This window comes from Nocardioides sp. GY 10127 (assembly GCF_004919085.1).
Taxonomy (GTDB): Bacteria; Actinomycetota; Actinomycetes; order Propionibacteriales; family Nocardioidaceae; genus Nocardioides.
In genome coordinates, this window is sequence record NZ_STGL01000005.1 from 182,451 (window position 1) to 201,339 (window position 18,889).

16 protein-coding genes and 1 pseudogene are annotated in these 18,889 nt (G+C 75.5%); 9 read left to right on the top strand and 8 right to left on the bottom strand.

Annotated features, from left to right (window positions below; all coding sequences use genetic code 11):
* Positions 1–14: 14 nt before the first annotated feature.
* Genes E8D37_RS08060 through E8D37_RS08070 form a run of 3 tightly spaced genes read right to left on the bottom strand, consistent with a single transcriptional unit; the run spans position 15 to position 1,932 of the window.
* Positions 15–335: a multidrug efflux SMR transporter gene (locus tag E8D37_RS08060; protein WP_136569260.1), complete on the bottom strand. Its 321-nt coding sequence runs from the start codon at positions 333–335 to the stop codon at positions 15–17.
* Positions 332–736, bottom strand: a complete 405-nt coding sequence (locus E8D37_RS08065; protein WP_136569261.1) for an SMR family transporter — start codon at positions 734–736, stop codon at positions 332–334. Before E8D37_RS08065 ends, E8D37_RS08060 begins: the two co-directional genes overlap by 4 nt.
* Positions 737–783: 47 nt before the next feature.
* The gene (locus E8D37_RS08070; protein WP_136569262.1) at positions 784–1,932 is read right to left on the bottom strand and encodes a helix-turn-helix domain-containing protein; all 1,149 of its coding nucleotides are present in this window, start codon (positions 1,930–1,932) and stop codon (positions 784–786) included.
* 174 nt (positions 1,933–2,106) lie between these two features.
* On the opposite strand from E8D37_RS08070, the gene E8D37_RS08075 reads away from it, so the two are divergent.
* The 3 genes from E8D37_RS08075 (at position 2,107) to E8D37_RS08085 (ending at position 5,744) form a co-directional block, all read left to right on the top strand.
* Entirely contained in the window at positions 2,107–3,081 is a 975-nt protein-coding gene (locus tag E8D37_RS08075; protein WP_136569263.1) for a proline dehydrogenase family protein, read from the top strand.
* A gap of 179 nt (positions 3,082–3,260) precedes the next feature.
* Positions 3,261–4,463: an MFS transporter gene (locus tag E8D37_RS08080; protein ID WP_136569264.1), complete on the top strand. Its 1,203-nt coding sequence runs from the start codon at positions 3,261–3,263 to the stop codon at positions 4,461–4,463.
* A gap of 9 nt (positions 4,464–4,472) precedes the next feature.
* Positions 4,473–5,744, top strand: a complete 1,272-nt coding sequence (locus E8D37_RS08085; RefSeq protein ID WP_136569265.1) for an MFS transporter — start codon at positions 4,473–4,475, stop codon at positions 5,742–5,744.
* Positions 5,745–5,972: 228 nt separating this feature from the next.
* Here the strand turns inward: E8D37_RS08085 and E8D37_RS08090 are convergent, their stop codons facing one another.
* Positions 5,973–6,905, bottom strand: coding sequence for an SDR family NAD(P)-dependent oxidoreductase (locus E8D37_RS08090; RefSeq protein ID WP_136569266.1), 933 nt, complete (start codon positions 6,903–6,905; stop codon positions 5,973–5,975).
* 34 nt (positions 6,906–6,939) lie between these two features.
* Here E8D37_RS08090 and E8D37_RS08095 point away from each other — a divergent pair.
* The 4 genes and pseudogenes from E8D37_RS08095 to trxA all read left to right on the top strand — a co-directional run.
* A pseudogene (locus E8D37_RS08095) lies at positions 6,940–8,028 on the top strand (SDR family NAD(P)-dependent oxidoreductase); the annotation flags it as partial.
* 4 nt (positions 8,029–8,032) lie between these two features.
* Positions 8,033–9,949 (top strand): glycoside hydrolase family 15 protein, encoded by a 1,917-nt coding sequence (locus tag E8D37_RS08100; protein ID WP_206055646.1) that lies wholly within the window; start codon positions 8,033–8,035, stop codon positions 9,947–9,949.
* Positions 9,946–10,446 carry a hypothetical protein gene (locus tag E8D37_RS08105; protein ID WP_136569267.1) on the top strand — a complete coding sequence of 167 codons (501 nt, stop codon included), beginning with the start codon at positions 9,946–9,948 and terminating at the stop codon, positions 10,444–10,446. Before E8D37_RS08100 ends, E8D37_RS08105 begins: the two co-directional genes overlap by 4 nt.
* A gap of 604 nt (positions 10,447–11,050) precedes the next feature.
* Entirely contained in the window at positions 11,051–11,434 is a 384-nt protein-coding gene (trxA, locus tag E8D37_RS08110) for a thioredoxin (protein ID WP_136569268.1), read from the top strand.
* A gap of 108 nt (positions 11,435–11,542) precedes the next feature.
* Here trxA and E8D37_RS08115 read toward each other — a convergent pair whose 3' ends face one another.
* Positions 11,543–12,820 carry a solute carrier family 23 protein gene (locus tag E8D37_RS08115; protein ID WP_136569269.1) on the bottom strand — a complete coding sequence of 426 codons (1,278 nt, stop codon included), beginning with the start codon at positions 12,818–12,820 and terminating at the stop codon, positions 11,543–11,545.
* Positions 12,821–12,978: 158 nt separating this feature from the next.
* Here E8D37_RS08115 and E8D37_RS08120 point away from each other — a divergent pair, with 158 nt between their 5' ends.
* Positions 12,979–13,944, top strand: a complete 966-nt coding sequence (locus tag E8D37_RS08120; RefSeq protein ID WP_136569270.1) for a hypothetical protein — start codon at positions 12,979–12,981, stop codon at positions 13,942–13,944.
* 47 nt (positions 13,945–13,991) lie between these two features.
* Here the strand turns inward: E8D37_RS08120 and E8D37_RS08125 are convergent, their stop codons facing one another.
* Positions 13,992–14,252, bottom strand: a complete 261-nt coding sequence (locus E8D37_RS08125) for a GlsB/YeaQ/YmgE family stress response membrane protein (protein ID WP_136569271.1) — start codon at positions 14,250–14,252, stop codon at positions 13,992–13,994.
* Positions 14,253–14,994: 742 nt separating this feature from the next.
* A complete protein-coding gene (locus E8D37_RS08130; protein ID WP_136569272.1) occupies positions 14,995–15,987 on the bottom strand; it encodes a DUF2332 domain-containing protein in 993 nt (330 codons plus the stop codon).
* Positions 15,988–16,095: 108 nt separating this feature from the next.
* Here E8D37_RS08130 and E8D37_RS08135 point away from each other — a divergent pair, with 108 nt between their 5' ends.
* On the top strand, positions 16,096–17,871 hold the full coding sequence (locus E8D37_RS08135) for a phospholipase D family protein (RefSeq protein WP_136569273.1): 1,776 nt from the start codon (positions 16,096–16,098) through the stop codon (positions 17,869–17,871).
* Here E8D37_RS08135 and E8D37_RS08140 read toward each other — a convergent pair.
* Complete coding sequence (locus tag E8D37_RS08140) at positions 17,817–18,860, bottom strand: helix-turn-helix domain-containing protein (protein WP_136569274.1); 1,044 nt, start codon at positions 18,858–18,860, stop codon at positions 17,817–17,819. The two genes, E8D37_RS08135 and E8D37_RS08140, sit on opposite strands and share 55 nt — an antisense overlap.
* Positions 18,861–18,889 lie beyond the last annotated feature (29 nt).

Genomic DNA, 18,889 nt, shown 5'->3' on the forward strand with positions numbered 1-18,889 from the left:
TCAGGCGAGGAGCCTCAGGCGGTCCCGAGCTCGATGAGCGCCACGCCGGCCACCATCACAGCCAGCCCGAGGACGGCGCGTCCCGTGAGGGACTCCCCGTAGATCACCCGGGCCAGCAGGGCGGTGAGGGCCACCCCGGCGGCGGTCCAGATCGCGTACGCGACGCCGAGCGGCACGCCCTCGGCGAGGGTGACGGACATGAGCACGAACGCGATCGCGTAGCCGACAGCGACGACCAGCCACCAGACGCGCCGACCGTCGCTGGCCGCCCGCATGGCCGTCGTCCCGGCCACCTCGCACACGATCGCGATCGCCAGGGCCACCCACCCGTTCACGGGGCCTCGCCCTCGCCGTCCTGATCCGCGTGCGCGCCCCCGTGCGTGCCCGACTCCACCAGCACCACGCCGCCCACGACGAGCACGAGGCCGAGCACGGAGAGCGCGGTGAGCGGCTCGGCGAAGAAGACCGCGCCGAGCACCGCCGTGAGGCCCACGCCCGCGGCGCCCCAGGCGCCGTACGCGACGCCGAGGGGCATGCCGGAGCGCAGGATCTGCTCGAACAGCTTGAACGAGACGACGTAGCCGACGGCCACGACGGCGTACCAGGCCGGGTGGTCCAGGGCCGCCTTGAGCGCGACCGAGCCGGCCACCTCCGCGAGCACGGCGACGGCCAGCAGCGCCCAGGCACGACGGAGGTCGTCCGGGCGCGCGGCAGTGGCGGACGGCTGGGGAGGCACGCCCCGATCGTGGCAGGTCGGCGGCCCGTTCACCGCTTCGGGGACGGTCAGTCCCGGGGCAGGTGTGGCGCGAGCCGCAGCGCCAGGTGCAGGCGCAGCCGGGCGTCGCCGCGCCGCAGGTCCAGGCCCGTGCGCCGCTCCACCTGGGCGAGCCGGTGGTAGAGCGTCTGCCGGTGGATGCCGAGCAGGTCGGCGGTGCGGGCCGCGCTGCCCGCCTCGTCCAGGTAGGTCCGCGCCGTGCGCACGAGGTCCTCCTCGTCCCCGCGGACGAAGGCCCCCACCTCCCCCTCCAGCAGGACGGCGGCCAGGTCGGTGCCCCGCGCGACGCCGAGGAGCCCCAGCTCGCCGAGGTCCTCGGCGCGCTCGACGCGGCCCGAGACCCGGGCGACCCGCAGGGCCGTGCGGGCCCCCGCGTGCGAGGCCCGCAGGTCGTCGGCGCGGACGACGGGCCGCCCGGTGCCCGCGGTGACGGTCCCGTCCGCGGGCAGCCAGGGCCCGCCCACGCCGAGCGCGCGGAGCTGCTCGAGCGGCTCGGCGCCGGCCCGCACGGCGGACGGTCGGGCGACGGCCGCGACGAGCCCCCCGTCGTCCGGCACCCACACGACGCCGGCGCGCGCGGGCAGCGTGTCGATCCGGGCCGCCCACGTGGGGTCCGCCTCGAGCAGGACGCAGACGACCGGCTCGTCGGCGCGCAGGCCGGAGCCCGCCAGCAGCCCCTCGGCGGCGGGGCGGGCCTCGCGGGGGTCGCCGTCGAGGAGCTCGCGGAAGGCGGCGGTGCGGCGGGCCTGGCGGCGGCCGGTGTGGCTGAGCAGCTGGCCGGCGGTCTCCGCGATGCGCCGCACCTCGGCCGCGGTCTCCGAGCCGGGCTCGGGGAGCAGCCGCTCGTGCGGGTCGAGCAGCCAGAACCAGCCGTGCAGCCGCCCGAGGTAACGCACGGGCACGCACACCCGGGCGGCCGTCCTGCGGTCCGGGTCGGCGGGCGTGCGCAGCGGCTCCTCGGCGTCCGCGATGCCGTGGCCGAGGAACCAGGCGCGGACCTCCGGCGTGGCCCGGCGGGTGAGGATCGAGGCGGCCCGCACGTCGTCGGTCTCGGCCTGGCCGGAGTAGGCGAGGAGGCCGAAGGACTCGTCCTCGAGCGTGCACGCCCCGCCGAGGAGGTGGGACAGCTCGTCGACCAGGTCGTCCAGCGCGCTCACGCCGCACCTCCTGCGGGTCGGGGACGGCGCCGAGGCATCAGACACCTGCACCACATCATGCCGCGATCGCGTGGCACCTGTCGCTGTCGGGCGACGTCCGGGCCGACCTACCGTCGAAGCACCGCTGATCCACCCGCCCACACCCCGCCCACCTGCCCACACCTGGAGGCACCCGTGCTCGGTCCCGTGCTCCTCACCGCCTCGCGCTCCGCCCGCACCCGGGCCGCCGTCGAGGGCTTCGGCCCCACCCGCAAGGTCGTCGACCGGTTCGTCGCCGGCGAGACGACCGCCGAGGGCGTCGCCGCGTCCCGCGACCTGGCCGCCGGCGGCCTGGCCGTCACCGTCGACCACCTGGGCGAGGACGTCACCGACCTGGCCGGCGCCCGCGCCGTCCGCGACGCCTACCTCGAGCTCGTCACCGGCCTCGCTCCGCTGGCCGACCCCGCTCGGGGCGGGGCCGCCGGCCGCGCCGAGGTCTCCGTGAAGCTGTCGGCGCTGGGCCAGGCGCTGGGCCAGTCGCTGGGCCGGTCGGGGGGCCAGGGCGTGGACGGCCACGACATCGCCGAGCGGCACGTCACCGAGATCGCCGAGGCCGCGGACGCGGCCGGCGTCCGGGTGAACGTCGACATGGAGGACCACACCACCATCGACTCCACGCTCGCCATCACCAACCGGCTGCGCGAGCGCTTCCCCACCGTCGCCAGCGTGCTCCAGGCGAACCTGCACCGCACCGAGTCCGACGTCGCCGACCTCGCCGCCGCTGGCGCGCGGGTGCGGCTGGTCAAGGGCGCCTACAAGGAGCCCGCCTCCGTCGCGTTCCAGGACAAGGCGGACGTCGACGCGGCCTACCGCCGGCACGTGGCGACGCTCATGGCCTCCTCGGCCACGCCGCTGGTCGCCACGCACGACCCGGCGATGATCGAGCTGGCCGTCGCCACGGCCGTCGCCGCCCGGCGCGAGCCCTCCAGCTGGGAGCTCCAGATGCTCTACGGCATCCGCACCGACCTCCAGCGCGTCCACGCGGACGCCGGCCGGACCGTCCGCGTCTACGTGCCCTACGGCACCGACTGGTACGGCTACTTCATGCGGCGGCTGGCCGAGCGTCCCGCCAACGTCGCGTTCTTCCTCAAGGCGCTGGCCACGGGCTGACGGTCACCCCCCTCGTCGTTCCAGCGGCCTCCGGCCGGGCGGGGGGTGTGGCGTCGGCCATCCGTGACGCGGTCGTCACCCGCCCGGCGGCGACCGGGCCGGCCCGGGCCACCTAGCGTGACGGTTGCCGACGTCCGCCTCCCCGACGTCCCCCGAAAGGCGTCGGCGAAGGACCGACGATGACCTCGCCCACCTCCCCGCGCAGCGGCGCCGGCCCGGCCCTCGCCATGGCGCTGGTGCTGCTCGTGACGATGATCGGCACGACGATGCCGACCGCGCTGTACTCCCACTACGAGCAGCGGATCGGCTTCGGGGTCGAGATGGTGACCGTCGTGTTCGCCGTGTACGTCGTCGGCGTGATGGGGGCCCTGGTGGTCACCGGACGCTGGTCGGACACCGTGGGCCGGCGGCCGCTCATGGCCGCCGCGCTGGTGATCGGGATCGTCTCCGACGGGCTGTTCCTGCTCGCCGACGACAGCCTCCCGCTGCTGCTCGTCTCCCGCGTCGTCTCCGGCGCGAGCGCGGGCATCACGGTCGGGACCGCCACCGTGTTCATCGTCGAGACCGCCGCCGGTGCCCTGCGCGGGCGGGCCTCGGACCTCTCCGGCGGCGCCAACATCCTCGGCCTCGGCCTGGGCCCGCTCCTCGCCGCCGTCCTCGTCGCCCACGCCCCGTGGCCGCTGCACCTCACCTACCTCGTCCACGCCGTGCTGTGCGTGCTGGCGCTGCTCGTCCTCGCGGCCGGGAGGGAGACGGTGGACGTGCCGGAGCACCGCCCCGCCGGGGCGCTCGCGCCGCTGCGTCCGGCCCTGCCGCCGGAGATCCGCGCCGACTTCGTCCGCGTCACCACGCTCTCCTTCGCCGGCTTCGCGGTGCTGGGCCTCTTCACGGCCGTCATCTCGACCGTGTGCTCGCAGGTCCTCGACCTCACCGCGGCGGTGCCGGTGGCGCTGATCATCCTGGTGCCGTACGCGATGTCGGTCGTGGGGCACCAGGTCGCGCGACCGCTGCCCGAGCGTCGCGCCACCCTGCTGGCCGTGCTGCTGCTGGTCGCCGGCATGGCCCTGCTGGCGCTCTCCCTCCAGCTCGCCTCGACCACGCTGCTGGTGGTCGCCGGGGCGCTGGGCGGCAGCGGCCAGGGGATCGGGTTCAACCGCGGCCTCGCGGTGCTGACCCAGCGCGCCCCGGCCGACCGCAAAGGCGCCGTGACCTCGACGTACTTCCTCGTCAACTACGTCGCGATCTCGGTGCCCGTGCTGCTGGCCGGCGTCGCGGTCGCGCACCTCGGGCCGGTGGAGGCCGGCACCTGGTTCGCAGGCGGGGTGGCGCTGCTCGCCGTCGCCTCCGGCGTCCTCACGCTGCGGCACCGGCACGCCCACTAGCCTGCGGAGGTGACCGCTGACCCCGCCCCGGCCGACCCGGGCGACCCGGGCGACCCCGGCGTCGGCAGACCGCTGGCGGTGCCGGCGTTCCGGTGGTTCTTCACCGCCGAGGTCACCAGCGCGCTGGGCTCGGCGGGGTCAGGCATCGCCCTGGCGTTCGCGGTGCTGGACATCTCCGGCTCGGCCGCGGCCGTGGGCTGGGTGGCGGCCGCGAGCACCGTCCCGATGGTCACCCTCATGCTGCTGGGCGGCGCGGTGGCCGACCGGCTGCCGCGCACCCTCGTGCTGCGCGGGACGAACGCGACGATGTTCGTGGTGCGGTCGCTGGCCGCCGTCCTCGTGCTCAGCGGGCACGCCGAGGTGTGGCAGCTCGTGGTGCTCCAGCTGGTCGCGGGCACCACCGAGGCCCTCGGCTACCCCGCGTTCCACGGGATGATCCCGGTGCTGCTGCCGCCACAGCGGCGCAAGGCCGGGTACCTGCTGTTCAGCCAGGCGCAGAGCGCCACGCGCATCGTGGGGCCGGCGGCGGTGGGCCTGGTGGTGGCGACCGTGGGGGCCGGCTGGGCGATGGCGTTCGACGCGCTCACCTACCTGCTGGCCGCCGGGTTCCTCGGGCTGCTGCGGCTGCCGCGGGGCGAGCGGGCGGCCGCCCGTAGCAGCGTGCTGCGCGACCTCGCCGACGGGTGGGCGTTCGCCCGGCGGCTGGGCTGGGTGCTGCCGGTCTCGTCGTACTCGCTCGTCTTCAACGCGCTCATCGCCGGCGGGATCGGCGTGCTCGGACCCGTGATCGCGGCGGACACGATCGGCTCGGACGGCTGGGGCGTGGCCCGCTCGGGCCAGGCGGTCGGCGTGATCCTGGCCGCCTGGCTGCTGGGCCGGGCCGCCGCGGCCCGCCTGGTGCACCGGCCGCTGGTGGCCGCGATCGCCGGCTTCGGGGTCACTGGGCTGCCGGTGCTGGCCCTCGGGCTCGGCGCCGGGACCGTCGTCCTGACCCTCGCGTTCGGTGCCGCGGGCGCGGGCTTCGCCCTCATCGACGTGGCCTGGGGCCTCGTGGTGGCCGAGAAGGTGCCGGAGGAGATGCTCTCCCGCATCCAGTCCATCGACGGGTTCTTCTCCTTCGTCGGGATGCCCGTCGGCGAGCTGCTCGTCGGCCCGCTCGCCGTCGCGTTCTCCACCCGCTCCGTGGAGCTCGGTTTGTTCGCGCTCTTCGTCGCCGCGACCGTCGCCGGCCTCAGCCGCCCCGCGCTGCGGCGGGTGGAGCTGGGGTCGTCGCCGACCTAGGCGGCTGGGCGTCGCATCCGGGGATCGCAGCGGGGAGCGCCGTCGACGGACCGGAACAACGGTCGGGCGCCCCCGACCCCGTTTGCGTTGTCGCAGGTCAGCGGGTTGGCCGCCCGGCAGCCTCGCCGTTGTTCCGGTTCGTGGACGGCCGGGCCCGCGGCCGTCGCCGGCTGGGCCCCCTGCCCACGCGCCCACGGCGGCTCGATCGGTCGGTGGCGGGCATGAGCGTCAGCCGCGCAGACGCTCCTTCTCCGGGACGGGCGCGAGCACGTTGCCGGGGCCGTCATCGGCCCGTCGCCCGAGCGCGAGGGCCCGAGCCAGCGGGCCGACCAGCAGGTCGTAGACCGGCGGCACCAGCAGGAAGCCGAGGCGCGTGAGCGAGTTCGCCGGCCCCACCGAGACCCGTCGGCGCGGGCGCTCGAGGCACCGCACGGCGGCTCGCGCGACCCGGTGCGGGGAGACCACCGGTGGAGGCGGAGAGCCGTGCCTGCCCAGGTACGTGCCGGCCTGCTCGTAGACCGGGGTGTCGACGCCACCGGGGACGACCAGGGAGACCCGGGCGCGGGCGGCTCGGCCGCGGTTCTCCTGCTGCAGCGTCCGGACGAGCCCGTGCACCCCCCACTTGGCGGTCGCGTAGGCGCCCATGCCCGGCACCGTCACCTCGCCCAGCAGCGATCCCACGACCACGAGCGAGCCGACCTCGTCGCGGCCCGACCAGTGCCGCAGTGCCGTGCGCGCGACGTTCACCGCGCCGCCGAGCGAGACCGCGAGGGCGTGGTCGAGCACCTCGTCCGGCACGTCCTCCACGCGGCCGTAGGCGAGGACGGCGGGGCAGTGGACGACTCCCGTCAGGGCGCGTCCCCGGCCCGTCGCCCATTCCGCGGCCCGGTCGAACAGGTCACGCACCTCGGCAGCCGACGACACGTCCGCGACCACCGGCAGCGCCGCGCCCTCGCCCTCGCTGACGTCGACCGCCCGCTCCAGCGCCTCCGCGCTGCGCGAGGCCAGGACGACGTCGTGGCCGGCGGTCCGCAGCAGGGTGACCACGGCGAGGCCGATCCCGCTGGAGGCCCCGGTGACCAGGACCGCTCCCCCACCCGGGTGAGCGGAGGGGGCCGATCGCCCCCAGTCGCGGCTCGGTCCACGCGTTCTCAGTGACATCTCATCCTCCTGGGCGGACTTCCCCCGCAGGTTCGTGGGTACCCGGTTTTTCGTTGCACCACTCAACTATCTGGGGCGGGCGTGGCCCGTCGGCCACGTCCCAGTCAAGGAGGAGTCGCATGAGCACACATCGCCCGGTCGTCGTCATCACCGGAGGGACCGGCGGCATCGGCCGCGCCACGGTCCGTGAGTTCGCCGAGCACGGCTACGACGTAGCGGTCCTCGCCAGGGGCCGCGCCGGCCTCGACGCCGCGTCGAGGAGGTGGAGCAGCGGGGCGCCCGAGGCCTGGGGCTCTCGGTCGACGTCGCCGACGGCGAGGCGGTCGAGGCGGCCACCGACCTGATCGAGGAGCAGCTCGGCGAGATCGACGTGTGGGTCAACGTCGCGTTCGCCGGGGCTCTCTCCTACTTCTGGGACACCACCCCGGAGGAGTACCACCGGATGACCGCCGTGACCTACGACGGCCAGGTCAACGGGGTGCGCTCCGCGCTGAAGCGGATGCGACCGCGCGACCGCGGCGCGATCGTCAACGTCTCGTCGGCGATGGCGCACCGCTCCATCCCCCTGCAGTCGGCCTACTGCGGCGCCAAGCACGCCGTGAAGGGCTTCACCGAGTCGGTCCTGACCGAGCTCAAGGCCACCGGCAGCCACGTCACCATCGGGCTCGTGACGCTGCCCGGAGTCAACACCACCCAGTTCGCCTGGAACCTGAACAAGATGCCGCAGCACCCGATGCCGGTGCCGCCGATCGTGCAGCCCGAGGCGTGCGCGAAGCAGATCCGGCACTCCGCCGAGACGGGCAAGCGCAACGCCTGGGTCGGGGTCGCCACGGCGTACACAGTGCTGGGCAACCGGCTCGCCCCGTCCTTCGTGGACTGGTACCTGGCACGCACGGGCGTGGCGTCCCAGCAGACCGACGAGGCGCTGCCGCGCTACGGCTCCAACGTCTTCGAGCCCCGCGACGAGCACGAGGACCGCGGCGCCCGCGGCCCCTTCGACAAGGGGGCACTCGAGCACGACCCGGTCTCGATCATCGGCCGACACCGCGGGGCCGCCATCGGCGCCACGCTGGCCACGGCCGCCGCCATCGTCGGGTCGCTCGCGCTGCGCCGGCAGGCGGCCTGACGTGCCCGGGCAGGCACCCGTCCCACCCGCGGCGTCGATGCCGGCCCCGCGGGCCCCGGCGACGCAGGCCCACACGCGGGACGACGCCGGGTTCGCCGATCTCGGCCGCTACGGCGTCCTCGGCGACGGGCGGGGCGTCGCCCTGGTCGCACCGGACGCCTCCGTCGACTGGTGGGCCACGCCCGACCTGGACTCGCCTCCGACCTTCGCGGCGCTGCTCGACCCGGAACGGGGCGGTGCGCTGCGTGTCAGCCCGGACGCCGAGGTCCTGGGGACCTCCGCGCGGTACCTGCCCGGCACGAACGTCCTGAAGACGACGCTGGTCACCGCGTCGGGCACGCTGGTCGTGCTCGACGCGCTCGACTCCGGCCACTCCGGCCCGCTCCCGTGGAGCGAGCTCGCCCGCCGTCTGACCTGCACCGACGGGGAGGTCACCGTCACGCTCGAGATCGCGCCCGGCGACGGCCTGCGGGCCTGGCAGCCGTGGGTCGAGGAGACGTCGGCGGGCGTCGTCGTGCACGCCGGCCCCACGGTGATCGGGCTCCGGGTGACCGACGAGGCCACCCTGCACGTGGAGCACCGGCGGGTGCTGGTGCGCCTGCACCTGGCCGCCGGGGAGCGGACGACGGTGGGCCTCGTCGCGTCCGAGGCCGACCCGGTCTTCCTCTGCGACGTCGCCTCCATCGACGCCCGGCTCGACCGGACGGCCGAGTCCTGGCGCTCGTGGAGCGACTCGGTCGTGTGGGAGGGACCCGAGCGCGACCGCATGGTGCGCTCCGGCCTGGCGCTCAAGACGCTGCTCATGACGACCTCGGGCGCCATCGCCGCCGCTGCGACGACGTCGCTGCCCGAGCGCGTGGGTGGCGACAAGAACTGGGACTACCGCTTCACCTGGGTCCGCGACGCCGCCATGACGATCGACGCGCTCGCGGCGCTCGGCCTGGAGGAGGAGGTGCACGCGGCCATGCGCTGGCTGCTGCACGCCATCCGCGACCACGGACCCGACGTCCAGGTGCTCTACACCTTGGAGGGCGACGTGCCGACCGCGCTCGAGGAACCGGACCTCCCCGGCTACCGCGACTCCCGTCCGGTGCAACGCGGCAACCGGGCCACCGGCCAGCTGCAGCTCGGCGTCTACGGGCACCTCTTCGGGGCCGTGCTGGGCTGGGTCGAACGCGGTCACGTGCTCGACCCCCGCACCCAGCGCGAGCTCTCCGACCTCGCCGACATCTGCGCCGACCGCTGGCGCACCCCCGACGCGGGCATCTGGGAGCTGGAGGGGAACCAGCGCTGGACGTCGTCGGCGATGAGCGTCTGGCACGCGCTGGAGTGCGCGGCCACCCTCGCCGAGCGGGGGCAGCTGCACGGCGACGGGCGCCGCTGGCACGGCGAGGCGGAAGCCGTGCGGGAGTGGGTGTGGGAGCACTGCTGGTCCGAGGTGGCCGGTGCCTGGACCGCCCGTCCTGGCACCGACGACCTGGACGCATCGGTGCTGCTGGGCGCCATCACGGGCTTCGACCGCAGCGAGCGGATGAACAGCACCCTGGACGCGGTCGGGCAGCGGCTCGGCGTCCAGGGCACAGGGTTGGTCTACCGCTACACCGGCGCCGAGAAGGAGGAGGAGACCTTCCTCGCCTGTGCGTTCTGGCGGGTCCATGCCCTCGGCCTGCTGGGCCGGACCGATGAGGCGCGTGACCTGCTGCGCTCGCTCGACCACCTCAGCGACCCCGAGGGGCCCGGCCACGGCCTGCTGGCCGAGATGGCCACGCCCGATGGCGTCCCCACCGGCAACCTGCCGCAGGCCCTCAGCCACCTCGCGCTGATCGGGGCCACCGCGGCCCTGCGGGCGGCGGGCGAGGGGGAGCAGCCCACCACCCCGGTGGACCCGGCACCCACGGGCAGGGGTGGTGTCGCGTGAGCCCCCTGCTGCAGCAGGCCCTGCACACCCGGGCCGGGCGCCTCGGTCTCGCGCGCTCCGTCTGGGGCCTGGCGGCCCTCACCGTGCCCGGTCGCGTGGCCACCCTGCTGCCCGGCGCGCGTGACGACCGGTTCACCCGCAGCATCGGTCGCGTGCTCGGCGCGCGCCACCTCGCGCAGGCGGTGCTCTCCGGGCCGGACCCGACACCCAGCGTCCAGGCGATGGGCGTGTGGGTGGACGGCGCGCACGCCGCGTCCACCCTCGTCCCCGTGCTCACGGGCAGGCCCTTCGGCGCGCCCGCCCACCGCTGGGCTGCGCTCGTCGACGGGGGCATCGCGGCGACCTGGGCCTACGTCGGCTGGCGCGGGCTGCCCGTTCAGACCGGCGAGCCGGCCGGCGGGTTCCGAGCGGACGCGGCGCGGGTTCTCCTGTGCCGACTGCCCGGCGGCCGCCTCCTCCTCCGGCGCGCTGGGCTCCCGACCGGCTCTGCCTCCTGACAACGCGGGTGGGGCGGGGCACGCGGGCGAAGGAGCCGGATCTGGGCGTCGCGGCTGGGCCCGACAGAGGGGAGCGCCGTCGACGGACCGGAACAACGGTCGGGCGCTCCCGACCCCGTATGCGTTGTCGCAGGTCAGACGGTTGGCCGCCCGGCAGCCTCGCCGTTGTTCCGGTTCGTGGACGGCCGAGCCCCTGCCCATCCAGCAGCGGTGCCCCAGCAACCACCCCCGCCCACCAGACCGTTGCCCAGCCACCGCTCGCCGACGTCCTTCGCAGGTTCTTCACTCCCCGAGGGGGGATGGCCGACGCGGCCTTCACGCCCCGCCGCGCAGGCTGGGGTCATCCCCGGGAGACGCGCTGTCGAGAGCCCGGCGGGTGGTGAGCCACCGCGCCGAGGACGGACGACTCCCGGGGTTCGGTCTTTTTCGGGTACCGCGCGGCGGGGGCGGCCGGGACCGGGGAAGGATGCCCGGACCGCAGGCGTTGCGCGGGGGAGACACCCGTTCCGACGCCCACCCGCCGACGCGGCGGAATAACCCCCCAGGGGGTTGCGTTGGGGCGAGTGACCTTCCCCGATCCGCGAGCCGAGAGGACCCAGCCACCATGGCGACCATCGACCTGACCAAGGACGACTTCGAGAAGACCGTCACCGACAACCAGATGGTGCTCGTGGACTTCTGGGCCTCCTGGTGCGGCCCGTGCCGTCAGTTCGCCCCGGTCTACGAGAAGGCCTCCGAGAACCACGACGACATCGTCTTCGGCAAGCTCGACACCGAGGCCGAGCAGGAGATCGCCGCCGCGGCCCAGATCACCTCGATCCCCACGCTGATGGCGTTCAAGGCCGGTCACCTGGTCTTCGCCCAGCCCGGCGCCCTCCCGGCCCAGGCCCTCGAGCAGGTCATCAGCGCCGTCAAGGAGCTGAGCGTCGAGGAGATCGAGAAGGCCGTCGCCCAGCAGGAGGCGGAGCAGGGCTCCCAGGAGGGCTGACCCCCCCTGGGCCGCAGGCCCGCCCTGAGCCCGCAGCCCGCCCTGAGCCCGCAGCCTGCAGGCCCCCCCCTGAGCCCGCAGCCCCCGCGGCCCACCCCCGGGCGGGCGTCAGCCGCGCAGCCGCTCGACGGCGCTCATCCCGTGGTAGACGACGAGCGCCGCGAGCGAGCCCAGCGCGATACCGGTGACGGTGACGGTGTCGCCGCCCAGCGTGAGGTCGCCGATGCCGATGACCAGCGCCACCGCCGCGGTGAACTGGTTGACCGGCCGGTTGAGGTCGACCCGGTTGTCGACCCAGATCTTGATGCCGACCACGCCGATGAGGCCGTAGAGCGCGACCGTCACGCCGCCCAGCACGCCGGCCGGGATGGTGTTGACCAGCGCGCCGAACTTCGGCGACAGGCTGAGCACCAGCGCCACCAGGCCCGCCACCCAGTACGCGGCCGTCGAGTAGACGCGCGTCGCGGCCATGACGCCGATGTTCTCGCCGTAGGTCGTCGTGCCCGAGCCGCCTCCGGCGCCGGCCAGCGTGGTGGCCAGTCCGTCGGCGAGCAGCGCCCGGCCGGTGCGGGCGTTCACCTCGTCGTCCCCCGTGAGGTGCGCGACGGTGCGCACGTGCCCGACGTTCTCGGCCACGAGCACGAGCACCACCGGCAGGAACGCGGGGAGGACGCCCCACGACACGACCGGCGTGCCGAAGTCGGGCAGGCCGACCCAGGCGGCGTCGGCGACGGGCGCGAAGTCCACGACGCCGGCCACGGCCGCCACCACGTAGCCCACGAGGACGCCGAGCAGCACGGCGAGCCGCGAGGCCAGCCCGCGCAGGCCCACCGCCACGAGCAGCACCGCCGCCAGCGTCACGCCCGCCACCCACGGCGAGACCTCGACGTTCGCGGTGGCGGCGCCCGCCAGGTTGAGGCCGATGAGCGCGACGATCGAGCCGGTGACGACCGGCGGCATGAGCGCGTCGATCCAGCCGGTGCCGGTCACGAGGACGACGACGCCGACCAGGGCCAGCAGGACGCCGGTGGCCAGGACGCCGAAGAGGGCGCTGCCCATCGTCCCGGTGGCGGTGGCGGCGGTGATCGGCGCGATGAAGGCGAAGGACGAGCCGAGGTAGCTCGGCACCCGGTTCCCCGTGATCGCCAGGAACAGCAGCGTGCCGACGCCCGAGAAGAAGAGCGTCGCCGTGGGCGGGAAGCCGGTGAGCACCGGGACCAGGAACGTGGCCCCGAACATCGCCACGACGTGCTGGACGCCGAGCCCGATCGTCCGCGGCCAGCTCAGCCGCTCCGTCGGGGCGACCACCGCCCCGTCCGCGATCGTGCGCCCGTCCCCGTGCACGCTCCAGCCACCGAACCCACCCGCACCGCTTCCGCCAGCCATGCCCCGCATCCTGGTGCACCGCCGTGGCACGGGGCCAGCCGCCGAGCCGGCCGCCGGGCCGGCCACCGAGCCGGCCACCGAGCTGGCCACCGGCCAGCCGCCGGCCAGGCGCCGGAGCCCGCCGCCACGGCCCGCCGGCCGTGCGGCAGAGTGGCCGGGTGACCTCCCCGGTACGCGTGCAGCCCCTCGACCCCGTCCGCGACGCGGCGCTCCTGGACGCCGCGCTGACCGCCGTCTCGCCCGGAGACCCGCTCGCCTGGATGTACCTCCACTGGCGGCGGGCCGAGGCCACCGGCGGGCTCCCCTGCCGCTGGTTCGTGGCGCTCGACGACGACCACGACCAGGCCGGCACCCCCGTCGGCCTGGCGCTGGCGGTCTGCCGGCCCGTCGCCGTGGCCGGGTTCGGCTCCGGACTGGTCTCGGTCACGCCGTCGCGCCGCAGCGAGGGCGTGGGCACGGCCCTGCGAACAGTCGTCGAGGCCGCGGCCCGTGGCCTCGTCCCGGGGCTGGTCTACGAGTACCGCGAGGGCGAGGACGACGCGGAGGCCGCCCGCCGCGCGTGGGGGCTGGCGGTCAGCGAGCGGCACCACGAGTCGGTGCTGGACCTGGGCCCGAGCACCCTGGAGCGGCTGGCCGGCGTCCCCGTGCCCGACGGGGTGCGGCTGGAGCGGATCGACGACCTCGACGCCGTGGCCGCGGACGCGTGGCGGGGCCTGCACGCACGGTTCACCGCCCTCTTCGCCGACGCCCCGGACGTGGCGGACGGCGACGCCAACGTCCCCTACGAGGTGTTCCGCGGGCTCCTGACGCAGCCGTGGATGCTGCTGCTCGCCAGGGACGCGTCGAGCGACGCGCTGCTCGGGCTCACGATGGTCACCGAGCGCCCCGGGGAGGCGGCCGCGGCCAACACCTTCTTCACCGGCACGACGCCGGCGGCGCGCGGCCGCGGGATCGCGACCGCCGTAAAGGCGCAGCAGGCCGTGCGGATGGCCGCGTACGGGGTCAGGCGGCTCTACACGCAGAACATGGTCGGCAACGAGCCGATCCTCGCCGCCAACCGGCGACTCGGGTTCGCGCACGCGGTGACCACCTGCGACGTCCCCGTGCCCCTCGACCCGGCCTGAGCGCCCTCGCGCCGCCCGACGCGATCAGGGCTCAGCGCAGAGGCGGGTCAGGACGCGCGGCGCTGCTGGATCTGCTGCCAGACGAGGCTCACGAGGACGGCGCCGGCGATCGAGCCGATGAGGCCGGTGGGGCGCAGGGCGAGGCCGTCGCCGGCCAGGAGGCTCACGAGCAGCCCGCCCACGAGCGAGCCGAGCAGCCCGACGGCGACCGCGGTCGGCCACGAGACCTCGCGGAACGGCACCCCCAGTGCCAGCTGCGCGAGCCCGCCCACGAGGACGCCGAAGCAGACGATCGCGATGATCAGCACGGTGGAGCCACCTTTGTCTTCCCTGTCGGCAGCGGCACCCACGACGGCACCGCGCCGTGGACGGTAGGTGTCCGCTCCCCCGGCGGCCACCGCGAGGGGGTGGATTCACCCCCGGCGGGTGAGCGATCGGTCCAGACCAGTGGGGCCCGAAGGAAGCCGCCCACGGCCACCCCCGGAGCCCGGCGAAGACCCTTGCGGGCTGAAACCCGGGTGCCGACGGACGTCCCGCCGGACCCCGTTCCCCGCCTGGGAGCGTGAAATTCCTGTGCAGATTACCCCGGGGGGTACCAACACCCAGGGGCCTGCCGATGGGCCGTGCATCCCCCCACGGGTTTCTTCCCACCTCGACGACGCGGACGGGAGTGAAACGGCGGATTCGACAAGTTGCCGTCGGAACCCACATCCACAGGGCCATCCTGTGACGAAGTCCCCCGTGCACGACGTGCCCCCAGCACGCCCCCACACCGGTCGCGACACCTCCCCCAGAGGACGCGGCTCGGTCACGACAACCACATCCCACGGACGGAACACCCCAATGCTCCACGAACTCTGGGAAGACCCTCTCGCGCCCGAAGACGCCCGCTACTGGGTGTGCCCTGCTGGACCGGAGGGCGACGAGTGCCGCGCCTCCCTGTCTCCGGGCGCCCAACGCACCATGACCGTGCACGCCACGAACCAGCTCGAGGCGATGTACCAGATGTACGACCACCTCAGTCGCCTCGCGAGCTGAGCCGCTCCACCCTCAGCCGGCGGTCCACCGCAGGCTGCGTCCGTGACCATGGGTCCGGGCGAGCATCCGGCCGTCCAGGCCGAGCACGAACGTCTGGTGCTCGACTGGGATCTCGGGGCCGGTGCTCGTGACCGAGGGCAGCACGTTCTTCCCCTCGTTGCTGACCCAGTGGCACGCACCCTCGGCCACCAGGCCGCGCACCATCTCGTCGAAGCGCACCCGGTCGGTGGGCTCGAGGTAGGCCACGACCGCGCTGTGGAAGACCACGGGCGTGCCGTGCCGGCCCGCCTCGGCGACCAGCGACGGCAGCTCCTCCAGCAGGTCGCCCACCCGCAGGTCGGGCGGGTCCGCCCGCGCCACCTCCACGGCGTGCCGCAGCCGGGCCCGCCGCTCCTCCTGCTCGGGCCAGACCAGGGTCTCGAGCCAGGCCATCGCGTCCTCGTCCGTGACGTCGAGCGGGTGCAGGTCGACGCCGGCGCGCCAGGCCACCTCCGGCAGGGCGGACGGGAGGGGCGCGGCGCCCCGCACCCGGCACGGCAGCCGCAGCTCGGCGCCGAGCGCCACCGCGCCGGCCCCGGTGTCCCAGGCGTAGCCCCAGCGGTCGGGGTACAGGCAGAGCCCGGCCGACGCGCCGACCTCGAGGAGCGCCAGCGGCCCACCGGCCCGCTCGGCCACCAGCCCGAACGCGGGCAGCAGGGTGGCGAGCCGGCCGACCTCGTTCGTCTGGGTCGCCCGTGCCAGGACGGTCGCGCGGATCGTCCCGTCGTCGGCGAGCAGCGCCTCGCGCAGCCCCGCGTACGGGCCGGGCGCCGGGACGCCGTGCCAGCGCGCGGCCGCGAGCACGAGGTTCGGCTGCTGCTTGATCCCGGGCAGCGTCGCCACCCAGGCGCTCACCTCGGGGTCGGCCGCCACCCCCTCGGCCCAGTCGGCCATCGTCGCCGAGTCGGCCCGGGCGTACGAGGCGAAGTCGAGGTAGGACTCGGCGACCTGCGCGTAGGGCTCCACCCGCCCGACGCTAGCGCCCGCGGCCGCGGGCGCGACGCCACAGCGGGGGTGTCCACGTCTCACCCCTGCGGGCGGTCACCGACACCCCCGGGGGTGAAGGATGGGCCGGTGATCGACGACTGGCTGCTGACCTCGACCGAGCGGGGCAACCCGCACACGAGGATCGACGGCCACCGCAGCGGCGGCGCGGCCTGGGCCACCGGCAGCGCGGTCCGCCCGATCGTCCACGGCCACCCCTACCTCGCCGAGCTCCACGCCCGGGTCAGCGCCCTGGGCGAGGGCGACCGCCTCTACTTCACCGACTGGCGCGGCGACCCCGACGAGCAGCTCACCGACGACCCCGGCAGCACCCTCACCGACGTCCTCGTCGCCGCCCTGGGCCGGGGCGTGGACGTCCGCGGCCTGCTCTGGCGCTCCCACTGGTCGCGCCTGGGCTACTCCGCCGAGGGCCACCTCCGCCTCGGCGAGGCGATCGGCGAGGCGGGCGGCGAGTGCCTGCGCGACATGCGGGTGCGGGCCCGCGGCAGCCACCACCAGAAGCTCGTCGTCCTGCGGCACCGCGACGCCCCCGAGCGCGACGTCGCCTACGTCGGCGGCATCGACCTGTGCCACAGCCGCCGCGACGACGCCCGGCACCTCGGCGACCACCAGGCCGAGACCCGGCTCGCCTCGGCCTACGGCTCGACGCCCGCCTGGCACGACGTGCAGGTCGCCGTCACCGGACCCGCCGTGCTGGACGTCGAGACCACCTTCCGCGAGCGGTGGGAGGACTCGCTCCCCCTCACCGTCAACCCGGGCCGCTGGCTCTCCAGCAGGCTCCAGCGCGAGCAGCTCGAGCCCAGCCCCCTCGGCGCGCAGTGGCCGGCCCCGCCCTCGCCGGACGGCGCCCACGACGCCGTCCAGGTGCTCCGCACGTACCCCTCGATCCGGCCCCGCGGCTTCGACTTCGCCCCGGACGGCGAGCGCTCGGTGCGCGCCGGCAACCTCAAGTCGCTCGGGCGGGCCCGCCGGCTCGTCTACGTCGAGGACCAGTACCTGTGGTCGGAGGAGGTGGGCGAGCACTACGCCCGCGCGCTGCGCGAGAATCCCGACCTGCGCTGCGTCTTCGTGCTGCCGCTGGTCCCCGACGAGGAGGACCCGCTGCACCGCGTCCCGCAGCTCTACGGACGCAGCCTGGCCATGCGCCGCATCCTCGAGGCCGGCGGTGACCGGGTGGCCGTCTTCGGGCTCAGCAACGAGCACGGCCTGCCCGTCTACGTCCACGCCAAGACCTGCATCGTCGACGGACGCTGGGCCTCCGTCGGCTCCGACAACCTCAACCGGCGGTCCTGGACGCACGACTCCGAGGTCGCCTGCGCCGTCCTCGACGAGCGGGACGGACCCGAGGGACCCGACGGGCCCGCGCCCGCCGACGCCTTCCCCCGCGTCCTGCTGCGCACGCTGGCCGCCGAGCACCTCGGGTGCGAGCCCGAGGCCGTCCCGGAGGACCCCCACGCGCTCTTCGACGCGATGGTGGCGTGCGCCGACGCCCTCGACGAGTGGTTCGCGGGCGGGGTGGCCGACCCGGCTCCCGACCCCGAGTCCGGGGTGCGGGGGCGCGTGGTCCGCCGCGTCGTCGGCGCGCGGCCGCACGTGCGCGACCAGCTCGCCGCCCGGGTGCCCGCCCGGCTCGCCACCTCGTGGCAGCGGCAGGCCCGGCTGCGGGCGGACGCCGAGGCGCACGGGACGATCGGTCGGGCCGGCGCGGCCGCCACCCGGCCCCCCGGCCGGCTGCGGCGGCTCGCCCCGCCCGTCCTCACGCCCGCGCAGGAGCGCTGGGCCAAGCCGCTCTACGAGCTCGTGTTCGACCCCGACGGGCGCCCGCCCGGGCTGGGCGCCGACTGACGCCGGGCGGCCCGGTACTCCGACGGGCTGGCGCCGTAGCGACGCCGGAACCGCTGGCTGAGCAGGGACGCGTCCCCCACCCCCCAGCGGGCGCCGAGCTCGGAGATCGAGAACCGATCCATCCCCGGGTCGTCGAGGTCGCGCCGCACCCGCTCCAGCCGCGCGGCGCGGATGTAGCCCGCCACCGTCTCCGGCTCGTCCTCGAAGAGCCGGTGGAGGTAGCGCAGGGAGACGTGGTGGGCCGCGGCCACCACCGGCGGCGCGAGCGCGGGGTCGTCCAGGTGCGCGTCGATGTAGGCCTGCACCCGCTCGAGCAGCCCCACGCCGGGTCCGGGGGTGCTGCGCAGCGCGACCACCAGCGCGGTGACCAGGCCGGCCAGCCCGACCCCGAGGGCGGAGCCGCGCAGCGTCTCCTCCGGTACCTCGCCCGAGAAGATCGAGCGGACGACGTCGACGACGTTGCGCTGCAGCGGCCCCCCGCCGGTGCGCGGGACGGCGGCCAGGTCGATGAGGGCCCGGGTGGGCAGGGCGACGTCGCGCCGCGGCACGTGCAGCGCGAACGAGCGGCTGCCGGGCCCGAACTCCGCCGTCACCCGGTGCAGCGGCTCGAGGACGGTGAGGTCGCCGGGCCCCAGCACGGCCGTGCGGCCGAGCTGGGAGACCGTGACCGTGCCGAGGTCGCCGATGACGAACAGGGCCCGCTCGTCGTCGGCCGCCGCGACCGTCTCGTCGGTGCGCCGGAAGGTGGCCGGCCCGAGCCGCACCTCCGAGAGGCGCACGGGGCCCAGGTCGACCACCCGCAGCGTCGACTCCCACTCCTCGACCGGGACCGACAGCTCCAGGTCGCCGAAGTTGAGGCTCATCAGGTCGGTCCACCGCCGCACCCGCTCGGAGGCCGGCCACTCGCGCGCGTCGAAGACGGTGACGACCCCGGCGTCCGGCCGGCGCGGCGGCTCGCCCGTGGGGACGCCGCTCGAGGACCCGCTCATCGCCGCAGGCTAGCCGTCGCCGCCCCGGC

Coding starts and splice junctions, on each gene's coding strand:
- E8D37_RS08090 (WP_136569266.1), bottom strand. CDS start 6,905: ATGTCACTGAGAACGCGTGGACCGAGCCGCGACTGGGGGCGATCGGCC.
- E8D37_RS08080 (WP_136569264.1), top strand. CDS start 3,261: ATGACCTCGCCCACCTCCCCGCGCAGCGGCGCCGGCCCGGCCCTCGCC.
- trxA (WP_136569268.1), top strand. CDS start 11,051: ATGGCGACCATCGACCTGACCAAGGACGACTTCGAGAAGACCGTCACC.
- E8D37_RS08115 (WP_136569269.1), bottom strand. CDS start 12,820: ATGGCTGGCGGAAGCGGTGCGGGTGGGTTCGGTGGCTGGAGCGTGCAC.
- E8D37_RS08140 (WP_136569274.1), bottom strand. CDS start 18,860: ATGAGCGGGTCCTCGAGCGGCGTCCCCACGGGCGAGCCGCCGCGCCGG.